Here is a 25,176-nt window from a genome sequence, read left to right on the forward strand (position 1 = left end):
CGGGATGTACGGGACGACCGGCGCGGGCCGTGCGACCGCCCGTCCGGGTGCAATTCCATTCGCCCGCCGCCCCGGCCGGAAGCTACACTCTCCGACTTCCCCGCCTCCCCCGTGGAGAGCCACCGCCCGGTCGGAAACCGGCGGTCGCCCCGACATGCCCACGCACCAGCCTGGAGGCACCGCCATGTCCGCGCCCGCAACCGATCCGCTCGCGCGCGAACGCGCCCATCTCGCCGAGTCCCGTGCCGCGCTCCGCGCGATGCGGGAGGACGTCGAAGCCCTCGACATCAAGGACGTCACCGCGAACTGGGTCAACTCGGTGGTGCTCGGCCGCCAGATCGAGGAGCGGATCAAGGCGCTGGCGGACCTCTCCCACACGCCGCTGTTCTTCGGCCGCCTCGACTACCTGCACACCACGCAGGAGGGGCAGCGCTTCTACATCGGCCGCCGGCACGTCCACGACTCCGGCGGCGACCCGATGGTGATCGACTGGCGCGCGCCGGTCTCGCAGCCCTTCTACCGGGCGTCGCGGAAGGACCCGCAGGACGTGGGGCTGAGGCGCCGCTTCGGCTACACGGGCGGCGACCTCACCGCGTACGAGGACGAACACCTCTCCGACCCCGCGGAACTGGAGCGCACGAGCCGGCTGCTCCAGGCGGAGATCGAACGCCCCCGCGTGGGCCCGATGCGGGACATCGTCGCCACCATCCAGCCCGAGCAGGACGAGATCGTCCGCTCCGACCTGTCCGGCACGGTCTGCGTGCAGGGAGGGCCCGGCACCGGGAAGACGGCCGTCGGCCTGCACCGTGTCGCCTACCTGCTGTACGCGCACCGGGAGCGGCTGGCCCGCACGGGCACGCTCGTCATCGGGCCGAACCGCTCCTTCCTCCACTACATCGAGCAGGTGCTGCCCGCCCTGGGCGAGCTGGAGGTGCAGCAGGCGACGGTCGACGACCTCGTGGCGCACGTCGAGGTCCGCGGCACGGACGAGGCGCCGACGGCGGTGATCAAGGGTGACGCGAGAATGGCGGAGGTGCTGCGCCGGGCCGTGCGCGCGCACGTCACGCCGCCGACGGAGTCCCTGACGGTGGTCCGCGGATCGCGGCGCTGGCGGGTCCCCTCGTACGAACTGGAGGAGATTGTCCGGGAGTTGCTGGAGCGCGACATCCGTTACGGCGCCGCCCGCGACGCGCTCCCCCAGCGCGTCGCCCACGCGGTCCTGGTCCGGATGGAGCAGGCCGGCGAGGCCCCGGACGACCGGGTGCAGGACGCGGTGGCCCGCAACCCCGCGGTGAAGGCGTTCGTGAAGGCGGTCTGGCCGCCGGTCGACCCGGCGAAGCTGGTGCTGCGCCTGCTGGGCGACGCCGCGTTCCTCGCGGAGCACGCGGAGGGGATCCTCGACGAGGACGAGCAGAAGCTGCTGCTCTGGACGAAGCCCGCCCGGTCGGTGAAGTCGGCACGGTGGTCGCCGGCCGACGCCGTGCTGATCGACGAGGCGAGGGACGTGGTGGAGCGGACCCACTCGCTCGGCCACGTCGTGCTCGACGAGGCGCAGGACCTGTCACCCATGCAGTACCGGGCGGTGGGGCGCCGCTGCACGACCGGTTCGGCGACGATCCTCGGGGACCTGGCGCAGGGCACGACCCCGTGGGCGACCGGGAGCTGGGCGCAGGCGCTGGCGCACCTGGGCAAGCCCGCGGCGGTCGTGGAGGAGCTGACGGCCGGCTTCCGCGTGCCGCGCGAGGTCATCGCGTACGCCTCCCGGCTGCTGCCGCACATGTCCCCCGGGCTCGCGGCGGTCGAGTCGGTCCGTGAGAACCCGGGCTCGCTGTCGGTCCGCGCCTGCGGGCCGGCGGAGCTGGACACGGAGGTGGTCGCGGCCTGTGTCGCGTCCCTCGCCCACGAGGGCTCGATCGGCCTGATCGCCGCCGACGCGCGGATCGCACCGCTGGCGGAGGCGCTGACCGCCGCCGGGCTCGCGTACCTGTCGCCGGGCGAGGAGACCACGGCCGAGTCACGGCTGACGCTGGTCCCGGCGTCGCTGGCGAAGGGCCTGGAGTACGACTACGTGGTCCTGGACGACCCGGCGGCCGTCGTCGACGGCGAACCGGACGAGCGCACCGGACTGCGACGGCTCTACGTCGCGCTCACCCGCGCCGTGTCGGGCCTGACGATCCTTCACTCCTCGCCCCTGCCGTCCCAGTTGGGCTGACCCTCCGACTCCGGGCCCCCGCATCGGGCCCGGAGCCCGTGTCAGGTGCGGAGGAGGCGCGCACGCCCCGGGAGGCTCGCGCCCCGACCGCGCACGGGCGCGTCACACCGCGGTCTCGTACTCGGCCAGCGCCTGGCCGAGCGCGCGGCGGGCGACGTCGGCGAGGACCGGGTTCGTGACGCGGTAGTAGTGCTCGGTGACCAGGCCCCAGCACAGCGCCCAGCCGCGACCGCGGGCCCAGGTCGCGTCGTCGACCCGGGCGGCCTCACGGAACAGCGGCCGGGTCCCGGGGGTCAGCAGGGTCCAGGCGGCCATCATGTCGCAGGCCGGGTCCCCGGTGCCGACACCGCCGAAGTCGATGACGGCGCTGAGGCGCCCGTCGCGGGTGAGCAGGTTGCCCGGCAGCAGGTCGCCGTGGACCCAGACCGGGTCGCCCTCCCACTGCGGGAGGCGGAGCACCGACTCCCAGGCCGCGGTGACCAGGGCCCGGTCCGCGGTGCCGTCGGCGTCGAGGTCCCGCAGCACGCGGGCCGGGTAGTCGCCCGCCCACTCGGTGACATGACCGCCGCGGAAGGACGCGGGCCCGCCGGAGGCGTCCACCCCGCGCAGGGCCACCCCGAAGCGGCCCAACGCGACGGCAGCGCCGGCGAGATCGACGAGCGGCTCGTCGTAGGCGTCGGCTCCGTCGAGCCACGCGTACACCGACCAGGGCAGCGGAAAGCCCTCGCCGGGCACCCCCTTGCCCAGGGGCACCGGCACGGGCAGCGGAAGGTGCGGGGCGAGGTGCGGCAGCCAGCGCTGCTCCTTGCCGATCTGGCGGGCCGCGGAGGGCAGACGCGGCAGCCGGACGACGAGGTCGTCGCCGAGCCGGTACATCGCGTTGTCCGTGCCGGCCGAGGGCACCGCGCGGACCGGAAGCCCCGACCAGCGCGGGAACTGCGCGTCCACGAGCCGTCGGACGAGCTTCTCGTCGATGTCGAGTTCGTCAGCGGGCAGCTCAGGGGTGGCCATGGTCGGCGAGGCTAGCCAGCCGGGACGCGCGGCGGCCATCGAATTACCGTGGGGCGGCGCGACCACGAGAGAGGTGGACCTGATGTCCGGTACGGAACTCCCCCCGGCCGCACGGCCGGTCACGGTCGTCACCGGGGGCAGTCGCGGGATCGGCGCGGCGACCTGCGTACGGCTGGCGGCCGACGGGCACGACCTGGTGCTCGGCTACGTACGCGACTCCGCGGCGGCCGAATCGACGGCCCACGCGGTCCGCGAGGCCGGCGCGCGGTGCGCCGTCGTCCGCGTGGACACGTCCGTCGAGGCGGACGTGGAGCGGCTCTTCGACACGGCGGCGGCCGCGTTCGGTCGCCCGGTGACGGGCCTGGTGAACAACGCGGGCGTGACCGGGCCGCTGGGGCGGCTGGCGGACGCGCGGACGGCGGACCTGCGGCGGGTGGTGGAGGTCAACCTCCTCGGCTACCTGCTGTGTTGCCGGCGCGCGGCCCGGGACATGGCCGCCCGGGGCGGCGGGGCGATCGTGAACGTCTCCTCGGCCGCGGCCACGCTGGGCAGCCCCGGCGACTACGTGCACTACGCGGCGACGAAGGCGGCGGCCGACGCGCTGACCGTCGGCCTGTCCAAGGAACTCGGCCCGGACGGCGTCCGGGTCAACGCGGTCGCGCCCGGCCTGATCGACACGGACATGCACGCGGCGATGGGCGCCCCCGACCGTCCGGCCCGGGCCGCCCCGACGATCCCGCTGCGCCGCCCGGGCCGCCCGTCGGAGATCGCGTCCGCGGTCGCCTGGCTGCTGTCCGAGGACGCGTCCTACACGACGGGCACGATCCTGCGGGTCGCCGGAGGCCGCTGAACCGCCGACGGCGGGACCGCTTCCGGCGGCCTCGCCGAGACGGGCGTCCAGGTCCTGTCCGGCGGGCTTCCCGCGCCCGCGACCCGGGCCCGGTCATCCCGGGAGAGGACCTACGCGTCGATCGCCACGCGCCAGGCGCGGACCGCGTCCGTGGAGACCGGTGCTGCCCAGCCCAGCGGGCGGGCCGCGCCGCCGATGTGGAAGGCGTTCAGGCCGGCGGCCCGCAGGGTCGGGAGATGGTCGAGGCGCAGGCCGCCGCCGACGAGGATCCGGGGCTCGTAGCCCGGCTCACCGGCGCGGGCCGCCTCGGCGCGCAGGACGGGGAGACCGTCGTCGACACCGGTCGCCGCACCGGCCGTGAGGTAGGTGTCCAGGCCCGGCAGGTCCGCGAGCAGCTTGCGCAGCCCGTCGCGGTCGTCGGCACGGTCGATCGCACGGTGGAAGGTCCAGCGGCAGCCGTCCAGGACGGCCAGGAGCCGCTCCACGGCGACCAGGTCGGGCGAGCCGTCGGCCGTCAGGAAACCGAGGACGAACTCGTCCGCGCCCGCCTCCCGCAGCTCGCGCGCCCGGCCCACCAGGGCGTCCACGTCGCCGGCGGCGAAACCGTCGGTCAGTCTGAGCATCACGCGCAGCGGGATGTCCACCGCGGCGCGGATCGCCGTGAAGCCGGCCCGGGACGGGGTCAGCCCGTCCGCCGCCATGTCGGTGACCAGCTCGAGGCGGTCCGCCCCACCGGCCTGGGCCGCGACCGCGTCCTCCTCGTCGAGGGCGATCACCTCCAGCACTGCACGGTTGCTCATTGAGCCCATTCCTCCATGGATGACGGCTATACAGGTCTAGTCCAATGACCAGCCTAGCCGTGCGCGTGCCCTCCCGCATCGTGCGTGGCACTCGCCGACGGCACCGGCGCGGCCGGGGCGTCCGCGTCGGCCCCCGCGCCGGCCCGCACCGTGAAGGCCGCCGTGCGCACCTTCCCGTCGTGCCGGAAGTCGAGGAAGAGGCGGTACGTGCCCGCGCTCGGCGCCGTCGCCGTGAACGAGACGACCGGCCCCGGGCCGCCCGCGTTGGGGTGGACGTGGAGGTAGGCGAGGTCACCGTCCCGGAGGGCGACGAGATGGCCGTACGCCCCGAGGTAGGGCTCCAGGTCCGTGACGGGGCGGCCGCCCTTGGCGACGGTGAGCCGCAGCTCCCCCGGCTTCCCCGGGTCGAGCGTCCCGCCCAGGGTGACGCGGTACCCGTCCACGACGGCCGTCCGCTCGGCGGCCGGCAGCGGTCGCGGCGCGTACGCGCCCGGTACGGACAGGTCGGCGCCGAGCGTGACGCCCTCGGCGCCCTTCGCCGCGGGCCTGAAGTCGGCGAACACCTTGTATCCGCCCGCCGCGGGCAGGTCGACCGGCGTCGACCAGGTCCCGTCGGCCCCCCGCACGGGGTGCAGGTGGCGATAGACCGTCAGGTCGCGGGAGGCGACGATGAAGTGGAGCTCCTTGCCGTGCTCGGTCGCGTAGGCGGTGACCTTCCGGCCGCCGCCGTCCTCGACCGCGAACCTCAGCACGCTACGGCCCACGGCCGGCCGGGGCGTCTCCAGCACCAGCGTGTAGCCGCCCTCGGACACCTGCAGACCCCCGGCCGCCGGCGCGTTCGCGGCACCCGCGCCGTGTTCCGCGTGCGCCGCGTCCTCGTCCGGTTCCGCCGACGCCGCGTGTTCCCCGTGCGCGGCCGCCGCCGGCTCGGCCACGGGTCCGATGCCCTGGCCGACGCCGTACGCGGTCCCGAAGGTCGCGGCGATTGCCGCGGCGAAGGCGGTGATCTTCATCCCGGTGTTCATGACAGCTCTCCCGTACCTGGGCGACCGATCCGTGCGATGTCTTCACAATACCCCTGGGGGGTATCAAGTCAAGGTGGGGGAGACGCTTGCGCGGAATACCGACCGGGGGTATACATGAACTCAGCACACCATACCCCCCAGGGGTATCCAGAACGGAGGAGGAACCCATGTCCCGCCGCACTCCCGACGCCGGCCGCCCGACCGCCGCCACCACCACCACGTACGCCGCCACCGCCGCCACCACCACGTACGCCGTCTCCGGCATGAGCTGCGGCCACTGCAGGACCGCCGTCACCGAGGCCGTCGGCGCACTCGACGACGTCACCTCCGTCGACGTCGACGTGCCGGGCGGCCAGGTGACCGTCACCACCGGCGGCGCACCCGACGACACGGCGATCGCCGCCGCGATCGACGACGCCGGCTACACGCTGACCGGCCGCGCCTGACCGGCCGGCGCCCGGCGCCCCGGAGACGCACCGCCCCGACACAGAGAGGCCCCCATGACCACCACCGCTCCCGGCGCCACCCAGGTCGAGCTCGCCATCGGCGGCATGACCTGCGCCTCCTGCGCGGCCCGCATCGAGAAGAAGCTCAACCGCATGGACGGGGTCGAGGCCACCGTCAACTACGCCACCGAGAAGGCCAAGGTCACCTTCGACACGGACGTCTCCGTCGCCGACCTCATCGCCACCGTCGAGGCCACCGGCTACACCGCGACCGAACCACGCACCGGAACAGCCCGCGCCGACGACACCGCCGACGGGGACGACACCGACGACGAGAAGCGGGCGGACGAGGAACTGCGCCCGCTGCGGCAGCGGCTCGTCACCGCCGTCACACTCGCCGTCCCCGTCATCGCCATGGCCATGGTCCCCGCCCTCCAGATCGAGTACTGGCAGTGGCTCAGCCTCACCCTCGCCGCGCCCGTCGTCGTCTACGCCGCCTGGCCCTTCCACCGGGCCGCCTGGACCAACGCCCGGCACGGCGCCGCCACGATGGACACCCTGATCTCCGTCGGCACGACCGCCGCGTTCCTCTGGTCGCTGTGGGCCCTGTTCCTCGGCACAGCGGGGACGCCGGGGATGACGCACCCCTTCGAGTTCACGATCGCCCGCACCGACGGCGCCGGGAACATCTACCTGGAGGCCGCGGCCGGCGTCACCGCCTTCATCCTGGCCGGCCGCTACTTCGAGGCCCGCTCCAAGCGCAAGGCCGGCGCCGCGCTCAAGGCACTGATGCGACTCGGCGCCAAGGAGGTCACCGTCCTGCGCGACGGCCGCGAGGTCACCGTACCGACGACCGAACTCCAGGCCGGCGCCCGCTTCCTGGTCCGCCCCGGCGAGAAGATCGCCACGGACGGCACCGTCGTCGAGGGCTCCTCCGCGGTGGACGCCTCCATGCTCACCGGCGAGTCCGTGCCCGTCGAGGTCTCCGTCGGCGACACCGTCACGGGCGCCACCCTGAACGCCGGCGGCCGGCTCGTCGTCGAGGCCACCCGCGTCGGCTCCGACACCCAACTGGCCCGGATGGCCAAGCTCGTCGAGGACGCCCAGAACGGCAAGGCCGCCGCCCAGCGCCTCGCCGACCGGATCTCGGCCGTCTTCGTCCCCGTCGTCATCGCCCTCGCGCTCGGCACCCTCGGCTTCTGGCTCGGCACCGGCGCCGGACTGACCGCCGCCTTCACCGCCGCCGTCGCCGTCCTGATCATCGCCTGCCCCTGCGCCCTCGGGCTCGCCACACCGACCGCCCTCATGGTCGGCACCGGCCGCGGCGCCCAGCTCGGCATCCTCATCAAGGGCCCCGAGGTCCTGGAGACGACCCGCCGCGTCGACACGATCGTCCTGGACAAGACCGGCACCGTCACCACCGGCCGGATGACACTCCTCGCCGTCCACACCGCCGACGGGATCGCGGAGACCGACGTCCTGCGCCTCGCCGGCGCTCTGGAGCACTCCTCCGAACACCCCATCGCCCAGGCCGTCGCCACCGGCGCCGCCGCCCGCGTCGGCGTTCTGCCCACCCCCGAGGACTTCGCCAACGTCCCCGGACTCGGCGTCCAGGGCGTCGTCGAGGGCCACGCCGTGCTGGTCGGCCGCGAGAAGCTGCTCGCCGACTGGGCGATGGAACTGCCCCCGGCCCTCAAGTCCGCCAAGGACGAGGCCGAGCAGGCGGGCCGGACCGCCATCGCGGTCGCCTGGGACGGTCGGGCCCGCGCGGTCCTGGAGGTCGCCGACGCCGTCAAGGAGACGAGCGCCGAGGCGATCCGCCGACTGCGCGCGCTGGGCCTGAAGCCGATCCTCCTCACCGGCGACAACGAGGCCGTCGCCCGGGCCGTCGCCGCCGAGGTCGGCATCGGCGAGGTGATCGCCGAGGTCATGCCCCAGGACAAGGTCGACGTCGTCAAGAGGCTCCAGTCCGAGGGCCGCAGCGTGGCCATGGTCGGCGACGGCGTCAACGACGCGGCCGCACTCGCCCAGGCCGACCTGGGCCTGGCGATGGGCACGGGCACGGACGCCGCCATCGAGGCCGGCGACCTGACGCTCGTACGGGGCGACCTGCGGGCCGCGGCCGACGCCATCCGCCTCTCCCGCCGGACCCTCGGGACGATCCGCTCCAACCTCTTCTGGGCCTTCGCCTACAACATCGCCGCCCTGCCACTCGCCGCGGCCGGCCTGCTCAACCCGATGATCGCGGGCGCCGCCATGGCCTTCTCCTCGGTCTTCGTGGTCGGCAACAGCCTGCGCCTGCGCGGCTTCCAGCCCACGGACAGGTGAGCGGGGGGGTGGGGGGAGGTGAGGGGGGCCTCGGGGTGTCTCGGGGTGGGGGTCTTCGGCGGGGGGCCCGGGGTGGGGGTGCTTGGGCGTCGAGCGTCACCTGGGGCGGGCGGACAGGATGGGGGTCTTCGCGCCGGGGGCCTGAGAGGGGGCGGGGACTTGGCGGGGGCGCTTGGTGTCGTCCGGTCTCCGTTTGTTTCTGGTGGTTGGCCGCCCTCTCTCCGAGTGTGGCGGGTTACGGCGCCGCATCAAGGGCGCTCCTTCGTCGCGTCGCTGCGCGATGGGCTGCGCCCACCCTTGACCCGTCACCTCCACCCGCCTTTTCACACTCGGAGGGCGGCCCGGGGAAGGGGCATCCGCTCCGGGGCCCGGTCCCTCTCGGGCGCCGTCGGCGGCCATCGGGCCCGGGGGTGGTTCCCGCACCCATTGAATGGGGTGACCCGGCACGGCTTAGCGGCAATCCCTCGCCCATTGGCTGGGATTCATGCCCCGCTGGTCACTCTCCGGGGGTGGGTGAAGCCGAATCCGGAGCCAGCGCCGCCAGTTCGGGTCAGGGGGCACGGGTCGCGTGGGGCGGCGGGCCGTAAGGATCCCATCCGCCCCACCCATCCCATCGCCAGTCCGGGATCGGCTGCTCACTGACGCTACGGCGTACATTAAGCCCCCCGAGAGTCCGATATGCCCGTGAAGTCCCTTATCCCGTCCCGGTTACCGCAAGTAATGTACGCCGTAGCGTCATTCGGGAGTCCCACTCGCCGGCGAGGGGTCGAGACCGGACTGGAGGGGGGCCGGCGCGCCCCATGCCCCCTGGCCCGAGCCGGCGATGCTGGCTCCGGATTCGGCTTCACCCACCACCGGGAATGACCAGCGGGGCATGAATCCCAGCCGAGAAACGAGCGGCATCCGCTAAGCGCCGCCGCGTCACCCCATTCAATGACTGCGGGAAGCCACCCCGAAAGCTGTCGGCCGCCTACGGCGCCCGAGGCACCCCGAACCCCCCGCCTGGCCCCTCCCCCAGGCCGCCCTCCGAGTGTGAAAAGGCAGCCGGGACCGGGCGGTCAAGGGTGGGCGCAGCCCATCGCGCAGCGACGCGACGAAGGAGCGCCCTTGAGGGCACGGACCCGGCTGCCACACTCGGAGAGAGGGCGGCCAACCACCAGAAGCCACCCAAGACCGGACGACACCAAGCGCCAGGCCCCCACCCCCCAAGCCCCGACAACACCAAGACCCAACCCCCAGACCCCCGCCCCCAGCCCCCCCCCTTCCTGCTTACGATCCCCCCATGCGCCCGAGCCAGCAGACCGACTCGCCCCTCTCGTCCCTCTCCCCCTCGTCCCTCTCCCTCTGGTCGAGGGACTCCGTGCTCTCCGTCGGGTCCGTGGGCTCCGTGCTCTCCGTCGGGTCCGTCGGGTCGGTCCTGTCCATCGGGTCCGTCGGCAGCGCCCTGTCCGTGGGCTCGATCGGCTCCGCTCTCTCGTTCGCCTCGGCCGGTTCCTGGCTGAGCGTCGGTTCCGTCCTGTCCGCGCAGTCGCGCTGGTCCGTCCTGTCCTATCGATCCCGGCAGGGCCTCATGGCCGCGGGCGCGATGGCGGCCGTCGCCGGCGTCGTACTGCTCACCACCCGCGAACGCGGAGCGCGCTAGGGGGCGTCCTGCCGATCTTGCCGGGCTCGCGGGGTCCTGCGACTCCGCGCCGGCCTGATCGACAAGACGCCCCCTGGGGGTTCCTTCAGCCCTCGCCGCTGCCACCCCGCCTACACCACCAGCGCGACCGCCAGTCCCGCGATCAGTGCGCTCGACAGCAGGGCCGTCACCAGTCGGCCCCGTGGTCCCGTGAGGCCTCGCCCCAGGAGCGCGCCACCGCCGGCCAGGAAGAGCTGCCAGCTCGCCGAGGCGGTGACCGCGGCCAGCACGAAGGCCGTCTGGTCCACCGCGGTGGTCGGGGCGCCGGGGCCGGTGGCCAGGATCAGGGCCACGAAGTAGATCACCGTCATCGGGTTCAGGACCGTGATGCCGAGGAAGGTCAGATAGGCGCGCAGCGGGGTGAGCGGATCCTTGCCGTCGTCCCTGGTCGCGCCGTCACGGATCCGGTAGGCGCGCAGCGCCGTCCACGCGGCACGGGCCGCCAGGGTCACGAGGACCACGGCCGACACCCAGCGCAGCGGGGTCATGACGGGCGTGAGCAGCGGCACGAGGGCCGAGCCGCCGAGGACCGCGACGAGTGCGTACAGCCCGTCGGCCGTGGCGACGCCGAGTGCCGCCCCCGCACCCGTACGCCAGCCGGTGCGGGCGGTGACGGCCACGAGGTAGGCGCCGACCGCGCCGACCGGGATCGCGATGCCGTAGCCGGCCACCAGGCCGGCCACGAGCGCGCCGGTCACGCGACGGAGCGGATCGCGCCTTCGGGGGAGCCGGTCTGCTGCTGTCGGCGGTAGGCCGAGCCGTCCTTCGTACGGGCCAGTTGGCCGCCGATCACGAGGTAGCGGCGCAGGGCCGGGAAGTCGCCGTGGACGGTGAGGAGGGCCTCGTTGACCTCGCGCTCGGTGTAGGAGCGGGCCGGCTCGAAGAGCGACTCGGCGAGATGGTCGAGGAGCTGCTCGCGTCGGGCGGGCTTGCGGGGGATGGCCTTCAGGCGTCCGTCGGCGGCGAAGAGGTCGGCGACGAGGCGCGGTGCGGGTGGGGTGTCCATGGGCGGAAGACTGGCGTCCGGCGCCCGGTTCCGGCAACGGGTTTTCGGTCGGTCCGCCACGGCTCGCGGTCCCGCGGCCCCGGACGACCTGCGCGGCGGCAGTGCGGGCGGATCCGGACGCCGGCGGCGGCGCACCGTCGTCCCCGGGCCGGGAGGTCGTCCTGCCCCGCACGGGAAGGGCTTTCATACCGGTGCGGGGTAGGGAGGGGGCAGGCTCGGGGAAGGGCCTCGGAAGCCGCGCTCACGCGCGCGGGAGCGGCAGAATGCTCCCCATGACCGCCGATGAAGAGCACGCACACGACCCCGAGCTGCTCCAGCGCTGGACCTCGACGCTGCGCGCCGCGCGGGCCGGCCGCGAGGGGCCGGACCCTCTCCCGTACGGCCGGAACCTGCTGGCCCGCTGGGCCGAGCCGCAGCGGAGGTACCACACGGTGGACCACCTGCGGGCGGTCCTGGACCGCATCGACGAGCTGGCCGATCTCGGGGGCGAGGGCGGGGAGTTGGAGCTCATCAGGCTGGCCGCCTGGTTCCACGACGCGGTCTACCGCCCGGACCGCTCCGAGAACGAGGAACGCTCGGCGGTGCTGGCCGAGAAGGCCCTGACCGAGGCGGGTCTCACGGTGCACGAGGTCGCGGAGGTGGCCCGCCTTGTGCGGCTGACCGTCAGCCACGACCCGGCCGACGGGGACATCAACGGCGAGGCCCTGTGCGACGCGGACCTGGCGATCCTGGCGAGCGCCCCGGACACCTACGCGAGGTACACCGCCGCGGTCCGCGAAGAGTACGCGTTCGTCCCGGAGGACGCCTTCCGCGAGGGCCGCGCCGCGGTCCTTCGCCACCTGCTGTCGCTGCCCCGGCTCTTCCGTACGCCCTACGGTGCGGCCGCCTGGGAGTCGGCGGCGCGCGGCAACATGGAGCGCGAGCTCAAGGCGCTGACGACTCCCTGATCCCGTCCCCCTGCCCCGCCCGGTGCCGGGCGGGGCAGGGGGACGCCACGGCTGTCCGCATGCCAAGACACCTTCGGCCCGGGGGAATGACAGGCACAAACACCCGGTTGACCCATGTCATGCCGTCTTTGCCTGCCGAGCCCGCCGCCGCCCCGGCTGCCGCCACCCGCATGCCCTTGGCCGTCTACATCCTCGGCCTCTCCGTCTTCGCGCTCGGCACGAGCGAGTTCATGCTGTCCGGCCTGCTGCAGCCCATCGCCGACGACATGAACGTCTCGATCCCCCGCGCCGGCCTGCTCATCTCCGCCTTCGCCATCGGCATGGTCGTCGGCGCCCCGCTCCTCGCCGGCGCGACCCTCCGTCTCCCCCGCAAGACGACGCTCATCGCCCTGATCAGCGTCTTCGGGCTCGGCCAGGTCGCCGGCGCGCTCGCCCCGAACTACGCCGTCCTCTTCGCGTCCCGGGTGGTGAGCGCCCTCGCCTGCGCCGGGTTCTGGGCGCTCGGCGCCGCCGTCGCCATCGCGATGGTCCCGGTCGGCGCCCGGGCCAAGGCGATGGCGGTCATGATCGGCGGTCTGTCGATCGCCAACGTCCTGGGCGTCCCGGCGGGCGCCTTCCTCGGCGAGCACCTCGGCTGGCGCTCCGCGTTCTGGGCGGTGGCGCTCGCCTCCGCGATCGCGCTGGTCGGCGTGGTCACCCGGATCCCGCACATCCCGCTGCCCGAGACGAAGCCCGTGCTCCGCCGCGAGCTCGTCATCTACCGCGACCGTCAGGTGCTGCTCTCGATCCTCGTCACCGCGCTCGCCGCCGGTGGCGTCTTCTGCGCCTTCTCGTACCTCGCCCCGCTGCTCACCGAGGTCTCGGGGCTCGACGCTGGCTGGGTCTCCGGTGTCCTCGCGCTGTTCGGCGTCGGCGCGCTGGTCGGTACGTACATCGGCGGCCGGGTCGCCGACGCGCACCTCTTCGGGGTCCTGCTCAGCGGCATCACGGCCTCGACGGTCTTCCTGGCCGGCCTGGCCCTCCTGGCCTCCAGTCCGGTGGCCACGATCACGCTGACGTTCCTGCTCGGCGTCTCGTGCTTCTACACGGCCCCGGCGCTCAACGCCCGCATGTTCAACGTGGCGGGCGCCGCGCCGACCCTCGCGGGCGCCACGACCACGGCGGCGTTCAACCTCGGCAACACCGGCGGCCCCTGGCTCGGCGGCACGGTGATCGACGCGGACCTCGGCTTCGCGGCGACGGCGTGGGCGGGAGCGGCGATGACGGTCGCGGCGCTCGGCACGGCCGTCGTGGCCCTGCGCCTGCACCGCCGGACCTCGACCAGCCACATCGTGGCCGCCTCGGCGTCCCGGCCGGAGGACCGCACCCCGTCCGCTTCCGCCTCCCACTGAGCCGGACCGCGCCCGCGCGTACACCGCCGGGCGCCGCAGCCCGGGTCGACAGGCACCGGCCGCCGGGCCGCCCGGGCCTACACGTCCTGACGCGGCAGCGTCTCGCCGGGCGCCGGACGGCCCTTCGGGCGCCGCAGCCCCGCCTCGGTGATCCGGCGGACCAGCTCCTTCGAGCCGATCTCGACCGCGCCGGCCGCGACGGCGTCCGCGTACCGCTCCGACGGGATGTCGTAGTGGTCGCGTTCGAAGGCGCGGGGCGGGGCGCCGATCGAGGCGGCGAAGGCGTGCAGTTCCTCGTGGGAGACGTCGCTGACCAGGTGCGACCACATGCGCCCGTGCCCGGGCCAGGTCGGCGGGTCGATGAAGAGCGTCACGTCAGTCCGCCGACCGGGGCGACGACCACGCCCGCCTTGCCGCAGACCCAGTGCGGGTCCGGGCCGAGCTCCGGTTCGACGTCCAGGGCGTGCGGGTCGCCGGCGGAGCAGACCGGGCACAGCGGCCAGCGGCCGTAGCGCTCCAGCAGGGCGTCCTGGACGTCCTGGGCGACGAGACCGGCGACGTACGTGACGCCCTCGGGCCACTGCTCGGCCCACCAACGGCGGTGCGTGACCGAGTCCTCCACCATCGAGACGACCTCGGCCGCGGCCACGTCGCGAGCCGCCAGATCGGCGAGGACCAGGGCGCGGGCGGTATGGAGAGCCTGCTCCAGGGGGTCGATGTCGTCCATGCAGTCATTGTCTCCCCACTCGCCCCGGGGACGAAGGCCGTCTCCGGGTCCGAGGACGAAGGCCCGGCCGCATCCGGGCCCGAAGAGGTCTTGACGCTCCCGGCTCCCGAAAATATCTTTCAAGAGTGACCAATGACGTGAAGGAAATTTTCACCGGGGTGGACGGCAGACCCGGTACCGCCGCCGGGGCCGGCAGCGCCCCGCCCGCGCCGGCCGCCCTCGCGGCCAAGGTGCGCACCCTCGCCCCGTCCATGACCCGCTCGATGCAGCGGGTCGCGGAAGCCGTCGCCGGCGACCCGGCCGGCTGCGCCGCCCTCACGGTCACCGGTCTCGCCGAACTCACCGGCACCAGCGAGGCGACCGTCGTCCGTACGGCCCGCCTCCTCGGGTACCCCGGCTACCGCGACCTGCGGCTCGCCCTGGCCGGCCTCGCCGCCCAGCAGCAGTCCGGCCGCGCTCCCTCCGTCACCGCCGACATCGCCGTCGACGACCCGGTCGCCGACGTGGTCGCCAAGCTCGCCTACGACGAGCAGCAGACCCTCGCCGACACGGCCGCCGGACTCGACACCGTCCAGCTCGGTGCCGCCGTCGCCGCGCTGGCGACCGCCCGCCGCATCGACATCTACGGCGTCGGGGCCTCCGGCCTCGTCGCCCAGGACCTCGGCCAGAAGCTGCTGCGCATCGGCCTGCTCGCGCACGCCCACAGCGACCCGCACCTCGCCGTCACCAACGCCGTACAGCTCCGCTCCGGCGACGTCGCCATCGCCATCACCCACTCCGGCTCGACCGGCGACGTCATAGAACCGCTGCGGGTCGCCTTCGACCACGGCGCCACCACGGTCGCGATCACCGGCCGCCCGGACGGGCCGGTCACGCAGTACGCCGACCACATCCTCACCACCTCCACGGCCCGCGAGAGCGAGCTGCGCCCGGCGGCCATGTCGTCCCGGACCAGCCAGCTGCTCGTCGTGGACTGCCTGTTCACCTGCGTCACCCAACGCACGTACGAGACGGCGGCCCCTGCCCTCGCGGCCTCGTACGAAGCCCTGGCCCACCGGCACTCACCGCGCACCCGCTGACGCCCCTCCCGCCGGATCCCGCACCCCGCACGAGACACACCCGCTGAACCCGCCGACGGCGTCAACGACGACGCCGAAGCACCGAAAGAGCCGCACCCCGATGACTTCCACGTACAGCCACCTCCAGGCGCAGCTGGCCACGCTCGCCACCGAGGCATTCCGCCCCGAGCTGGCCGACATCGACCGGCTGCCCACCGCCGAGATCGCCGCCCTGATGAACGCCGAGGACGCCGCCGTCCCCGCCGCGGTCGCCGCCCGGCTGCCGGAGATCGCCGCCGCGATCGACGCCACCGCCGCCCGCATGGCCCACGGCGGACGGCTCGTCTACGCCGGCGCCGGCACCGCCGGCCGGCTCGGCGTCCTCGACGCGAGCGAGTGCCCGCCGACGTTCAACACCGACCCCTCCGAGGTCGTCGGCCTGATCGCGGGCGGCCCGTCGGCGATGGTGAAGGCGGTCGAGGGCGCGGAGGACTCCAAGGAGCTCGCCGCCGAGGACCTCACCGCGCTCGGCCTGACCGAGCACGACACCGTGGTCGGCATCTCCGCCTCCGGCCGCACCCCGTACGCCATCGGCGCCGTGGAGCACGCCCGCGCCGCCGGGGCGCTCACGATCGGCCTGTCGTGCAACGCGGACAGCGCGCTGGCCGCCGCTGCCGAGCACGGGATCGAGGTCGTCACCGGCCCCGAGCTGCTCACCGGGTCGACCCGGCTGAAGGCCGGTACGGCGCAGAAGCTGGTCCTCAACATGATCTCGACGATCACGATGATCCGGCTCGGGAAGACGTACGGGAACCTCATGGTCGACGTCCGCGCCTCCAACGAGAAGCTCCGGGCCCGCTCGCGGCGGATCGTCTCCCTCGCCACCGGCGCCCCCGACGAGCAGATCGAGACCGCCCTGGCCGCCGCGGACGGCGAGGTGAAGACGGCGATCCTGATGCTCCTCGCCGACATCGATGCCAAGGCCGCCGACCAGCGCCTCACCGACTCGCAGGGCCACCTGCGCGCCGCCCTGCACGCCGACGGCGCGCGCTGAACGTCCCCCACCCCCGCACAGCGAGGCACCACCGCACCATGAGCACAGACGACAAGAACCGCGCCATCGCCGCCGCGATCCTCCCGCTCGTCGGCGGCGCGCAGAACATCGACTCCGTGGCCCACTGCATGACCCGGCTCCGGCTGGGGCTGCGCGACCGCTCGCTCGTCCAGGACGAGGCCCTCAGGGCCCTGCCGTCCGTGATGGGTGTGGTGGAGGACGACACGTACCAGATCGTCCTCGGCCCCGGGACCGTCGCCCGCGTGACCCCGGAGTTCGAGGCCCTGGTCGCCGCCGCCCCGGCCCCGTCCCCCGCGCAGGCGACCGTCGGCGCCGCGGCACACGGAGCGGACGGCCTCGCCGCACAGGGCGCGGCCCTGAAGGCGGCCCGGAAGCAGCGGAACGCCACCCCCTTCAAGCTCTTCCTCCGCCGGATCGCGAACATCTTCGTCCCGCTGATCCCCGCCCTCATCGGCTGCGGCATCATCGCCGGCCTCAACGGCCTGCTGGTCAACCTCGCCTGGCTGCCCTCCGTGACCCCCGCCCTCGCCGCGATGGCGAGCGGATTCATGGCACTGATCGCGGTCTTCGTCGGCTACAACACCGCCAAGGAGTTCGGCGGCACGCCGATCCTGGGCGGCGCGGTCGCGGCGATCATCGTCTTCCCCGGCGTCGCGAAGATCGACGCCTTCGGCCAGACGCTCTCGCCCGGCCAGGGCGGTGTGCTGGGCGCGCTCGGCGCCGCGGTGCTCGCGGTGCACGTCGAGAAATGGTGCCGCCGCTGGGTGCCGGAGTCCCTCGACGTCCTGGTGACCCCGACCCTCACCGTGCTCCTCTCGGGCCTGGTCACGATCTTCGGCCTGATGTTCGTCGCCGGCGAGATCTCGACCGCCATCGGCGACTTCGCGGACTGGCTGCTGGCGAACGCCGGCGCGGGCGCCGGCTTCGTCCTCGGCGGCCTGTTCCTGCCGCTCGTGATGCTGGGCCTGCACCAGGCCCTCATCCCCATCCACACCACGCTGATCGAACAGCAGGGGTACACCGTCCTGCTGCCGATCCTGGCGATGGCCGGCGCCGGCCAGGTCGGCGCGGCCATGGCCGTCTACCTCCGGCTGCCGCGCAACGGCTCGATCCGCCGCACCATCAAGTCGGCGCTCCCCGCGGGCTTCCTGGGCGTGGGCGAGCCGCTGATCTACGGCGTCTCCCTCCCGCTGGGCCGCCCGTTCGTGACGGCCTGCGTCGGCGGCGCCTTCGGCGGCGGCTTCGTCGGCCTGTTCAACATGCTCGGCGAGAAGGTCGGCTCCACGGCCATCGGCCCCTCGGGCTGGGCGCTCTTCCCGCTCCTCGACGGCAACAAGGGCCTCGGCGCGACGATCGCGATCTACGCCGGCGGCCTGCTGGTCGGCTACGTGGCGGGCTTCCTCGCGACGTACTTCTTCGGCTTCGGCAAGGCCCTCCTGGAGGAGTTCAACGTGGACACGGACCCGGAGACCGTCCCCGTCGCCTCCAACGCCCCGGCCGCGGACACACCCGAACCCGCGAAGGTCTGACACGGACACACGAGGGCCGCCCCCGGTACGCCACCGGGGGCGGCCCTCGGCCACGTCACCGGGCACGGCATCACGTTCCCCGGGGGCGAACACGGCGCACGTCACCGGCAGAAGACGCCCCCGCGCACATCACCGGCAGGTGACGTCGGCGGCCGGGCGCTCCCCGGTGCGGAGGAAGTCCGTCACCGCACGGTCCCCGCAGGCGTTGCCGTTGCCCAGGTACATGCCGTGGCCGCCGTGGTCCACCGAGACGAGACGGGCCCGGTCGCCCAGCGCCGCCCGCATCCTCAGGCCGGCGGCGTGGGGGGTCGCCGGGTCCCGCAGGCCCTGGACCATCAGGATGTTCGACGGGCCGCGGTCGGTGATCCGGACCGGCTTCTCCGCGGGCGCCTTCCAGAAGGAACACGGGGTGATGTTGGCCGGCATCCCCGCCGTGAGCGGATGCCGGACCCGGTCCGCGGCGACGGCCCGGCGATGGGCCGGGACGGACCCGGGCCACTTCACGTCGTTGCAGATGACGCCGATCGTGAGGGCCGCGTCCCGGTCGGTCAGCGCCGAGTCCAGACCCGGCGGGATCACCGGCTTCACCTTCGGGTCCCGCGCCGACGCGTCCAGGACCAGCCGGGCGAACGCCGGGAACGCGGCGTCACCGTAGAGGGCGTTCTGCAGCGCCTGCCGGAACACGTTGCCGGTCAGCGGCACGCCCGGGGTCGTGGACTCCCGCGGCTCCCGGTCGAGCCGCGCCGCGAGATCCAGGACCAGCGGCCTGACCTCCTCGGCACGCTCGGCCAGACGGAGCCGCTGGTCCGGCCGGTCCCGGTCCGGGTGCACCGCCCAGGCGGCGAATTCCGGGAACCGGTCCTCGGCCCCCTCCGCCATGTACTCCAGCCAGCCCCGCGCGACCCGCTTCGGGTCGGGGTCGCTGCTGCTGTCGAGAACCAGACGGTCGGTGCGCTGCGGGTACTTCTGCGCGTACACGGCAGCGACGTACGTCCCGTACGAGACGCCCCACGCCGAGATCCGCTCCTCACCCAGTGCCTGCCGCAGCCGGTCCAGGTCCCGCGCCTGGTTCTCCGTGGTGAAGCTGCGCAGCCGGGCGCCGCCGTTGCGCGCGCACGCCTCCGCGGTCCGGCGGGCACGGGCCACGTTCTCCTCGATCCCGCCGTCCGCCGCCGGCCAGCCGCGCAGGGTCACCAGCCACCGGTCGCCCTCGTCGAGCCCACAGCTCGCCGTCGAACTGCCACCGACCCCCCGCGGATCGAAGGCCACCAGGTCGTACGTGCCGCCGAGCTGCTCCCGCAGCGCCGCGCCCTTCTGCGACAGCCGCTTGACCCCGGAGCTGCCGGGGCCGCCGGGGATCACCATCAGGGTGCCGCGGCGTGCCGCCGGCTCCTGGCTGCGGATCCGGGACACGGCGAGGGAGAGCGTCGGGCCGCCGGGATCGGCGTGGTCCTGGGGGACGGAGAGGGTGGCGCACTCCTGGCCGAGACCCTCGGGCCCGCAGGACACCCAGTCGAGCCCGCCGACGGGGGCGGCGGCCCGGGCCACGGTGAGGGAGGCGGCAACGGCGGCTGCGGAGAGGGCGAGAACCAGGCTGGTACGAGCGTAAGTCGTCATGGGCCAAGCCTTGTTGACGAACACTCACGTTCCCATCCGGCAGCCGGTACGGCCCCGGGTGGGGGTATCCCCCGGGGGGCCTCGACTGGGGAGCTTGGGGGGCGGGTCCTGGCGCTTGGGGGGCGGGTCCTGGCGCTTGGGGGGCGGGTCCTGGCGCTTGGGGGGCGGGTCCTGGCGCTTGGGGGGCGGGTCCTGGCGCTTGGGGGGCGGGTCCTGGCGCTTGGGGGGCGGGTCCTGGCGCTTGGGGGGCGGGTCCTGGCGCTTGGGGGGCGGGTCCTGGCGCTTGGGGTGGGCCGGTCTTGGCGCTTGGGGTGGGCCGGTCTTGGCGCTTGGGGTGGGCCGGTCTTGGCGCTTGGGGTGGGCCGGTCTTGGCGCTTGGGGTGGGCCGGTCTTGGCGCTTGGGGTGGGCCGGTCTTGGGTGGCTTCTGGTGGTTGGCCGCCCTCTCTCCGAGTGTGGCGGGTTACGGCGCCGCTTCAAGGGCGCTCCTCGTTCCTCGTCGCGTCGCTGCGCGATGACCTTCGGCCACCCTTGACCCGTCGCCTCCACCCGCCTTTTCACACTCGGAGGGCGGCCCGGGGAAGGGGCATCCGCTCCGGGGCCCGGTGGGCCCCGGGCGCCGTCGGCGGCCATCGGCTTTCGGGGTGGCTTCCCGCACCCATTGAATGGGGCGGCTAGGCACGGCTTAGCGGATGCCGCTCGTCTCGCGGCTGGGATTCATGCCCCGCTGGTCATTCCCGGTGGTGGGTGAAGCCGTATCCGAGAGCCCTTGGAAAAGTCGACGCACCAGGCCGGCTGCCCTCTGGTCCGGTCTCGATCCTTCGCCGGCAGTGGGACTCCCGAATGACGCTACGGCGTACATTACTTGCGGTAACCCGGACGGCATAATGGTCTTCACGGGCATATCGGACTCTCGGGGGGCTTAATGTACGCCGTAGCGTCATTGACCAGCCGATCCCGGATTGCCGATGGGACTGCTGGGGCGGATGGGATCCGCGCGACCCGCCGCCCCGCGCGACCCGCGCCCCCTGACCCGAGCCGGCGATGCTGGCTCCGGATTCGGCTGCACCCCCCACCGGGAATGACCAGCGGGGCATGAAGCTCCGCCAAGACACGACGGATCGACGCTAAGCGCCGCCGGGTCACCCCATTCAATGGGTGCGGGAAGCCACCCCCGGAGCCGACGGACGCCGACGGCGCCCGAGAGGCACCGGGCCCCCGAGCGGATGCCCCTCCCCGGGCCGCCCTCCGAGTGTGAAAAGGCAGCCGGGGCCGGGCGGTCAAGGGTGGGCGCAGCCCATCGCGCAGCGACGCGACGAAGGAGCGCCCTTGAGGGCACGGCCCCGGCTGCCACACTCGGAGAGAGGGCGGCCAACCACCAGAAGCCACCCAAGACCGGCCCACCCCAAGAGCCAGGCCCCCCACCCCAAGCCCCCGAACCCCCACCCCCCAAGCGCCCCCCCTCACATCCGCGCCAAGTACCCCTCCAGGCGGTCGTACTCCTCCCTCACCCCCGCCTCCATGCCCGCCGCAAGCGCTTGGTCCCGGATCTCGGTCGTCGGCCAGTACGAGGTGCTCGTCAGTGCCGTGCCCCCGTCGGGTGTCGCGTCGAAGGCCAGGGTGACCAGGACCGGGTCCGCGTCCGGCATCTGCTCGAAGATCTCCGTGTAGACGAGGCGTTCGGCCGGGACGATCTCCTCGTACGTGCCGGAGAAGACGATCTGCTGCCCGTCCGGCGCGGTCTGGCCCCAGCGCCAGGCCCCGCCCGCCCGCAGGTCGATGTCGCAGACCGTGGTGGTCAGCCCGGCGGCCCCGTACCACCGGCGTACGTGTTCGGGCCGCGTCCACGCCTCCCAGACGCGTCCGACCGGGGCATCGAAGGTGCGGGTGACGACGACTTCCCGGTCCGCCGGTGTCGTCAGCAGAGTGATCATGGAACGCTCCCGTCCTGCCCGTCCCCCACCCGGTCGCCCCCTCCCAGGATCACCCCTCGCGGCGCCGGAATCACCTCGGCGAAACCCAGTGAACACGTTCAACCAGAAGGCGCTATCGTGCAGGCACGCGGCTGCGGTTCACCATGCGCCGCCTTCTGACCTGTGGGGGGTCCCTTTGATGCGCTCCACGCGCACGCTTCCGCGCGCCTTCGTGCGCGCGGCGGCAGTCTTCGCACTTTCGGCAGGTGTCACCCTGCCCGCCGTCGTCGCGGCCCCGTCCGCGTACGCGGCGACCGTCAGCCAGACCGTGACCCAGGACGACGGCCGGCTCACCCTGGGGCTCCCAAGCTACGCGCTCTGGGTGAAGGTGAGCGTGCTCGCCTCCACCGCCCCCGATGCCGCGGTCCTCGCCTCGACCGACGAGCTGACCTCGACGGGCTCCAACGCCTGGACCACCGACGCGCCGATCCGGCTCCCGGAGGGCACCGCGTTCGGCGACTACCCGCTGGCGGTGGACTTCCGTCTGCCCGGCGGTGTCGTCGAGCACTGGACCGGCGGCACGTTCGGCTACAAGCTGCACACCGGTGTCGGCACCGTCTCCTTCGACCGCAAGACCACCAGCTACGACCGGCGGGACGTCGTCCTGTCCGGCACGGCCACCACCTGGAACCCGGCGACCGGGGAGCGTACGCCCGCCGCCGAGGGCACCTCGGTGAGGGTCACGCTGAACCTGCGCGACGCCTACTCCGCGACGAGGACCGCCACGGCCCTCGCCACCACCGGCACCGACGGCGCGTTCTCGCTGCCGTTCACGCCGGACGCCGAGGTCACCGGCGGTACCGCGGTGGTCGACCCGGCCGCCGGTGTCGACCCCGACGCCGCACGTCAACTCCCCGCCGTGGGCGTGGAGAAGCTGACGTACCGGATCACCTCGGACACCGACAGGTTCCGTGTCCTCGCGGGCACCGACGTCCGGGTGACCGGACGGGTCGAGCGGCTGACCGGGGACGGCTGGCAGTCGTTCGCGGGCGCCCCGGTGGTCTCCACCGGCAGCGAGCCGCTGTCGTACGACACCGCGCTGCGCAACGAGATCGGCTCCGGCACCTCGCTGCCCGACGGTTCCTTCACCTACCAGGCGCGGGTCCAGTACACGACCGGCGCCGTCTACACCGGGCTGCGTCCTTCCGTCTACTACGGCAAGGGCAACGACCGTCCGTACGACGTGGCCGCCATCGCGGTCCCGCAGCAGTTCGCGTACACCCAGTACCGGATGAGCCTGGACGAGTTCGGCAAGGTCACCGCCTACGGGCAGCTGGGTGACGGCACCACCTACTGCGCCACCAAGCGCGACTGGGTCGCGCTCCAGGTGTCGCTGGACAACGGGCGCACCTGGGGCCAGCTGAAGTCCGCTCCGGTCGGCGACTACTGCACCTACTCGTTCGACGTCTGGGGCTACACGGACGGCCTCTACCGGATCTACCACCCGGAGACCGACCGCTTCGTCTCGAAGACGAGCACCCCGGTGCGTCTCGCCCGCAACCCGACCCGGATCGTCAACGTCACGATCAGCCCGTCGCGGCCGCGGACGAACACGCAGATGACGGTCAAGGGTCTCGTGCAGCAGAAGGTGAACGGGGTCTGGAAGGCCATGCCGGGCGCCAAGCTGACGCTGGTCTTCAAGCCCAAGGGCGACCCGAACTGGTACTGGGCCAAGAAGGACGTGGCGACGAACAGCTACGGCAACTTCAGCTTCGGCACCACCAATTACGGCGACGGCACGTGGGCCCTGTTCCTGCAGTCCAAGTCCGGTTACTTCTACAGCGAGTCGAGGACCATCTATGTCGATGCGCTCTGACCTCCGGTTCTCCGCCGTCTCCCTCGTCACCGCGCTCGCCATCGGCGCGGGGGCCGCTCCGGCCCTCGCCGACGAGACGCCCGGTGCGCCGGCCCCCGTGGGCATCGGGCGGGCCGTCACCGACGCCGACCAGCGCGGTGTCTTCCGGGTGACCGCGTGGACGGACGCGCCGCAGGCGGCCGTCACCTCGGTGTCCGCGAAGGTCCGGCAGGGCGACACCGTCCTCGCCGACGTGCCGGCGCTCGTCGAGCAGACGAAGGGCACGTTCGCCCTTCCCTCGGAGGCCACGCTCAAGCTGGCCGAGGACGGCGGGTCGATCCCGGCGCTCGGCAAGTACGCGATCGACGTGACGGCCACGGACTCGCTGGGCAACACGGTGACCCGTACGAACGCGGGCACGCTGGACTTCACGCTGCGGCCGCTGCTCACCTTCGCCGTCGGCGTGCCCGGGTGGAACGACCCGAACATCCGCCCGCAGGGCAAGCTGACGGGTGTCCAGCCCGGTTCGGGTGACGTGGTTCCGCTGCCGGGCCGCTCGGTCTCGTACCAGCGCTCGACGCCGGACGAGGGCCCGGTGCTGTCCGCGGTCACGACGGACGGCGGCGAGTTCTCCGGCGACCCGATCCCGGCGACGCGGCAGTACGAGTCCTACAAGGCCACGTTCAGCGAGGACAGTTCCGAGGTGCACGGCAGCACCTACGACTGGCGGTGGTTCTCGGAGTGGCAGGCCCGCAGGATGACGGTGACCGCCTCCGCCGACAAGACCCGTGCGGTCAGCGGTGAGGTCGTCACGATCACCGGCCGGGTCACCGACCCGGAGAACGGTGGGGCGCCGCTGGCCGACCAGCCGGTGCGGGTGGCCCTGGGCGCGCCGCACGACTACTACCACGAGGCCACGCCGTTCCCGCAGACGGTGCGGACCGACGCGGAGGGCGGCTTCACGGCGAAGCTGGTCGCCGCTCCAGGCCCGAACGCGGAGGGCTGGACGGTCTCTTCGGCCGACCTGTTCCAGGCGTTCTCGCCGGTGCAGGGCCGTCTGGTGATGCCGCTGGACTCGCGTACGGACGTCCTGAACTACTCGCTGGCGACCGACGCGCGCCTGACGGTGTGGGGAACGTTCCGTTCGACGTACGAGCGGTGGTCGGGCACCTCGTCGAACCAGACGGTGGTCCTGGAGCAGTCGCCCGACGGGCGGACCGGCTGGAAGAAGATCGGTTCGACCGACTTCTACTCCTCGGTCCGGGTGCCGTTCGGCATCGGCGCGTGGAACACGGGCGGCTGGTTCCGGGTCAGGCACCTGATCTCGGACCAGTACGCGGAGTCCGTGAGCAAGCCGTTCTACATCGTCCGCACGCCGACCCGGGTGCAGAGCGTGAACGCGGCTCCGGAGCCGGTCCGCAAGGGCGCGACGATCACGGTGACGGCTTCGCTCCAGCACGACAGCAGCGGCTGGCGGGCTCTCGGGGCCCAGCCGGTGAGCGTGTGGTTCCGGCCGTGGGGGCAGAGCACCTGGAAGAAGGTGGCGTCCGGCACGTCGGCTTCGAACGGCGCGGTCTCCCTGAAGACCACGGCGTCCGTCGACGGCTGGTACACGGTCCGCTACTACGGTGACGGGACGCACTTCCAGGCGTTCGGCGGCGAGGACTGGGTCGACGTGCGCTGACCGTACGCGGCAACGCGAGAGGG

General features: G+C 73.4%; 21 protein-coding genes. 12 read left to right on the forward strand and 9 right to left on the reverse strand.

Translation table 11 applies throughout. The features are described from left to right. The first annotated feature begins 184 nt into the window (after window positions 1-184). Window positions 185-2,212, forward strand: a complete 2,028-nt coding sequence (locus ACE1OA_RS15480; RefSeq protein WP_361316698.1) for a HelD family protein — start codon at window positions 185-187, stop codon at window positions 2,210-2,212. 102 nt (window positions 2,213-2,314) lie between these two features. Here the strand turns inward: ACE1OA_RS15480 and ACE1OA_RS15485 are convergent, their stop codons facing one another. Beyond that, window positions 2,315-3,223 carry an aminoglycoside phosphotransferase family protein gene (locus ACE1OA_RS15485; protein WP_432752916.1) on the reverse strand — a complete coding sequence of 303 codons (909 nt, stop codon included), beginning with the start codon at window positions 3,221-3,223 and terminating at the stop codon, window positions 2,315-2,317. Window positions 3,224-3,305: 82 nt separating this feature from the next. On the opposite strand from ACE1OA_RS15485, the gene ACE1OA_RS15490 reads away from it, so the two are divergent. Then, window positions 3,306-4,073 (forward strand): SDR family oxidoreductase, encoded by a 768-nt coding sequence (locus tag ACE1OA_RS15490; RefSeq protein ID WP_356609091.1) that lies wholly within the window; start codon window positions 3,306-3,308, stop codon window positions 4,071-4,073. A gap of 110 nt (window positions 4,074-4,183) precedes the next feature. On the opposite strand, the gene ACE1OA_RS15495 is transcribed toward ACE1OA_RS15490, so the two are convergent. Both ACE1OA_RS15495 and ACE1OA_RS15500 read right to left on the reverse strand, forming a co-directional pair. Further along, window positions 4,184-4,873, reverse strand: a complete 690-nt coding sequence (locus ACE1OA_RS15495) for a copper homeostasis protein CutC (protein WP_147978527.1) — start codon at window positions 4,871-4,873, stop codon at window positions 4,184-4,186. A 53-nt stretch (window positions 4,874-4,926) separates the two neighbouring features. Further along, window positions 4,927-5,898, reverse strand: a complete 972-nt coding sequence (locus ACE1OA_RS15500) for a hypothetical protein (protein ID WP_384874179.1) — start codon at window positions 5,896-5,898, stop codon at window positions 4,927-4,929. Window positions 5,899-6,065: 167 nt separating this feature from the next. Here ACE1OA_RS15500 and ACE1OA_RS15505 point away from each other — a divergent pair, with 167 nt between their 5' ends. From ACE1OA_RS15505 to ACE1OA_RS15515, 3 genes are all read left to right on the forward strand, one after another. Further along, window positions 6,066-6,344: a cation transporter gene (locus tag ACE1OA_RS15505; RefSeq protein WP_432752917.1), complete on the forward strand. Its 279-nt coding sequence runs from the start codon at window positions 6,066-6,068 to the stop codon at window positions 6,342-6,344. A 54-nt stretch (window positions 6,345-6,398) separates the two neighbouring features. Then, entirely contained in the window at window positions 6,399-8,672 is a 2,274-nt protein-coding gene (locus tag ACE1OA_RS15510) for a heavy metal translocating P-type ATPase (protein ID WP_432752918.1), read from the forward strand. Window positions 8,673-9,954: 1,282 nt separating this feature from the next. After that, window positions 9,955-10,314: a hypothetical protein gene (locus ACE1OA_RS15515; RefSeq protein WP_384874188.1), complete on the forward strand. Its 360-nt coding sequence runs from the start codon at window positions 9,955-9,957 to the stop codon at window positions 10,312-10,314. 110 nt (window positions 10,315-10,424) lie between these two features. Here the strand turns inward: ACE1OA_RS15515 and ACE1OA_RS15520 are convergent, their stop codons facing one another. Together ACE1OA_RS15520 and ACE1OA_RS15525 are read right to left on the reverse strand one after the other, a co-directional pair. After that, the gene (locus ACE1OA_RS15520; RefSeq protein ID WP_386541312.1) at window positions 10,425-11,051 is read right to left on the reverse strand and encodes a LysE/ArgO family amino acid transporter; all 627 of its coding nucleotides are present in this window, start codon (window positions 11,049-11,051) and stop codon (window positions 10,425-10,427) included. Next, the gene (locus tag ACE1OA_RS15525) at window positions 11,048-11,359 is read right to left on the reverse strand and encodes a DUF2087 domain-containing protein (protein ID WP_356780850.1); all 312 of its coding nucleotides are present in this window, start codon (window positions 11,357-11,359) and stop codon (window positions 11,048-11,050) included. The genes ACE1OA_RS15520 and ACE1OA_RS15525 overlap by 4 nt, the downstream gene beginning before the upstream one ends. Before the next feature lie 272 nt (window positions 11,360-11,631). Here ACE1OA_RS15525 and ACE1OA_RS15530 point away from each other — a divergent pair, with 272 nt between their 5' ends. Beyond that, on the forward strand, window positions 11,632-12,306 hold the full coding sequence (locus tag ACE1OA_RS15530) for an HD domain-containing protein (RefSeq protein ID WP_356609914.1): 675 nt from the start codon (window positions 11,632-11,634) through the stop codon (window positions 12,304-12,306). A 170-nt stretch (window positions 12,307-12,476) separates the two neighbouring features. Continuing rightward, entirely contained in the window at window positions 12,477-13,697 is a 1,221-nt protein-coding gene (locus tag ACE1OA_RS15535; RefSeq protein ID WP_432754068.1) for a Cmx/CmrA family chloramphenicol efflux MFS transporter, read from the forward strand. Window positions 13,698-13,774: 77 nt separating this feature from the next. On the opposite strand, the gene ACE1OA_RS15540 is transcribed toward ACE1OA_RS15535, so the two are convergent. Together ACE1OA_RS15540 and ACE1OA_RS15545 are read right to left on the reverse strand one after the other, a co-directional pair. Continuing rightward, a complete protein-coding gene (locus ACE1OA_RS15540) occupies window positions 13,775-14,071 on the reverse strand; it encodes a DUF4031 domain-containing protein (RefSeq protein ID WP_356609912.1) in 297 nt (98 codons plus the stop codon). Continuing rightward, entirely contained in the window at window positions 14,068-14,424 is a 357-nt protein-coding gene (locus ACE1OA_RS15545) for a hypothetical protein (RefSeq protein WP_356609910.1), read from the reverse strand. Before ACE1OA_RS15545 ends, ACE1OA_RS15540 begins: the two co-directional genes overlap by 4 nt. Window positions 14,425-14,549: 125 nt before the next feature. On the opposite strand from ACE1OA_RS15545, the gene ACE1OA_RS15550 reads away from it, so the two are divergent. The 3 genes from ACE1OA_RS15550 (at window position 14,550) to ACE1OA_RS15560 (ending at window position 18,086) form a co-directional block, all read left to right on the forward strand. After that, the gene (locus ACE1OA_RS15550; RefSeq protein ID WP_432752919.1) at window positions 14,550-15,503 is read left to right on the forward strand and encodes a MurR/RpiR family transcriptional regulator; all 954 of its coding nucleotides are present in this window, start codon (window positions 14,550-14,552) and stop codon (window positions 15,501-15,503) included. 100 nt (window positions 15,504-15,603) lie between these two features. Further along, window positions 15,604-16,536 carry an N-acetylmuramic acid 6-phosphate etherase gene (gene murQ / locus ACE1OA_RS15555; protein WP_384874201.1) on the forward strand — a complete coding sequence of 311 codons (933 nt, stop codon included), beginning with the start codon at window positions 15,604-15,606 and terminating at the stop codon, window positions 16,534-16,536. A gap of 38 nt (window positions 16,537-16,574) precedes the next feature. Then, window positions 16,575-18,086 (forward strand): PTS transporter subunit EIIC, encoded by a 1,512-nt coding sequence (locus ACE1OA_RS15560; protein WP_432752920.1) that lies wholly within the window; start codon window positions 16,575-16,577, stop codon window positions 18,084-18,086. A gap of 129 nt (window positions 18,087-18,215) precedes the next feature. Here the strand turns inward: ACE1OA_RS15560 and ACE1OA_RS15565 are convergent, their stop codons facing one another. After that, window positions 18,216-19,703: an alpha/beta hydrolase gene (locus ACE1OA_RS15565; RefSeq protein WP_432752921.1), complete on the reverse strand. Its 1,488-nt coding sequence runs from the start codon at window positions 19,701-19,703 to the stop codon at window positions 18,216-18,218. 1,461 nt (window positions 19,704-21,164) lie between these two features. After that, window positions 21,165-21,635: an SRPBCC family protein gene (locus ACE1OA_RS15570; RefSeq protein WP_432752922.1), complete on the reverse strand. Its 471-nt coding sequence runs from the start codon at window positions 21,633-21,635 to the stop codon at window positions 21,165-21,167. A gap of 178 nt (window positions 21,636-21,813) precedes the next feature. On the opposite strand from ACE1OA_RS15570, the gene ACE1OA_RS15575 reads away from it, so the two are divergent. Together ACE1OA_RS15575 and ACE1OA_RS15580 are read left to right on the forward strand one after the other, a co-directional pair. Next, window positions 21,814-23,490 carry a hypothetical protein gene (locus tag ACE1OA_RS15575; RefSeq protein ID WP_432752923.1) on the forward strand — a complete coding sequence of 559 codons (1,677 nt, stop codon included), beginning with the start codon at window positions 21,814-21,816 and terminating at the stop codon, window positions 23,488-23,490. Further along, window positions 23,480-25,153 carry a hypothetical protein gene (locus ACE1OA_RS15580; RefSeq protein WP_356609876.1) on the forward strand — a complete coding sequence of 558 codons (1,674 nt, stop codon included), beginning with the start codon at window positions 23,480-23,482 and terminating at the stop codon, window positions 25,151-25,153. The genes ACE1OA_RS15575 and ACE1OA_RS15580 overlap by 11 nt, the downstream gene beginning before the upstream one ends. Window positions 25,154-25,176 lie beyond the last annotated feature (23 nt).

This window comes from Streptomyces sp. JL2001 (assembly GCF_050917515.1).
GTDB lineage: Bacteria > Actinomycetota > Actinomycetes > Streptomycetales > Streptomycetaceae > Streptomyces.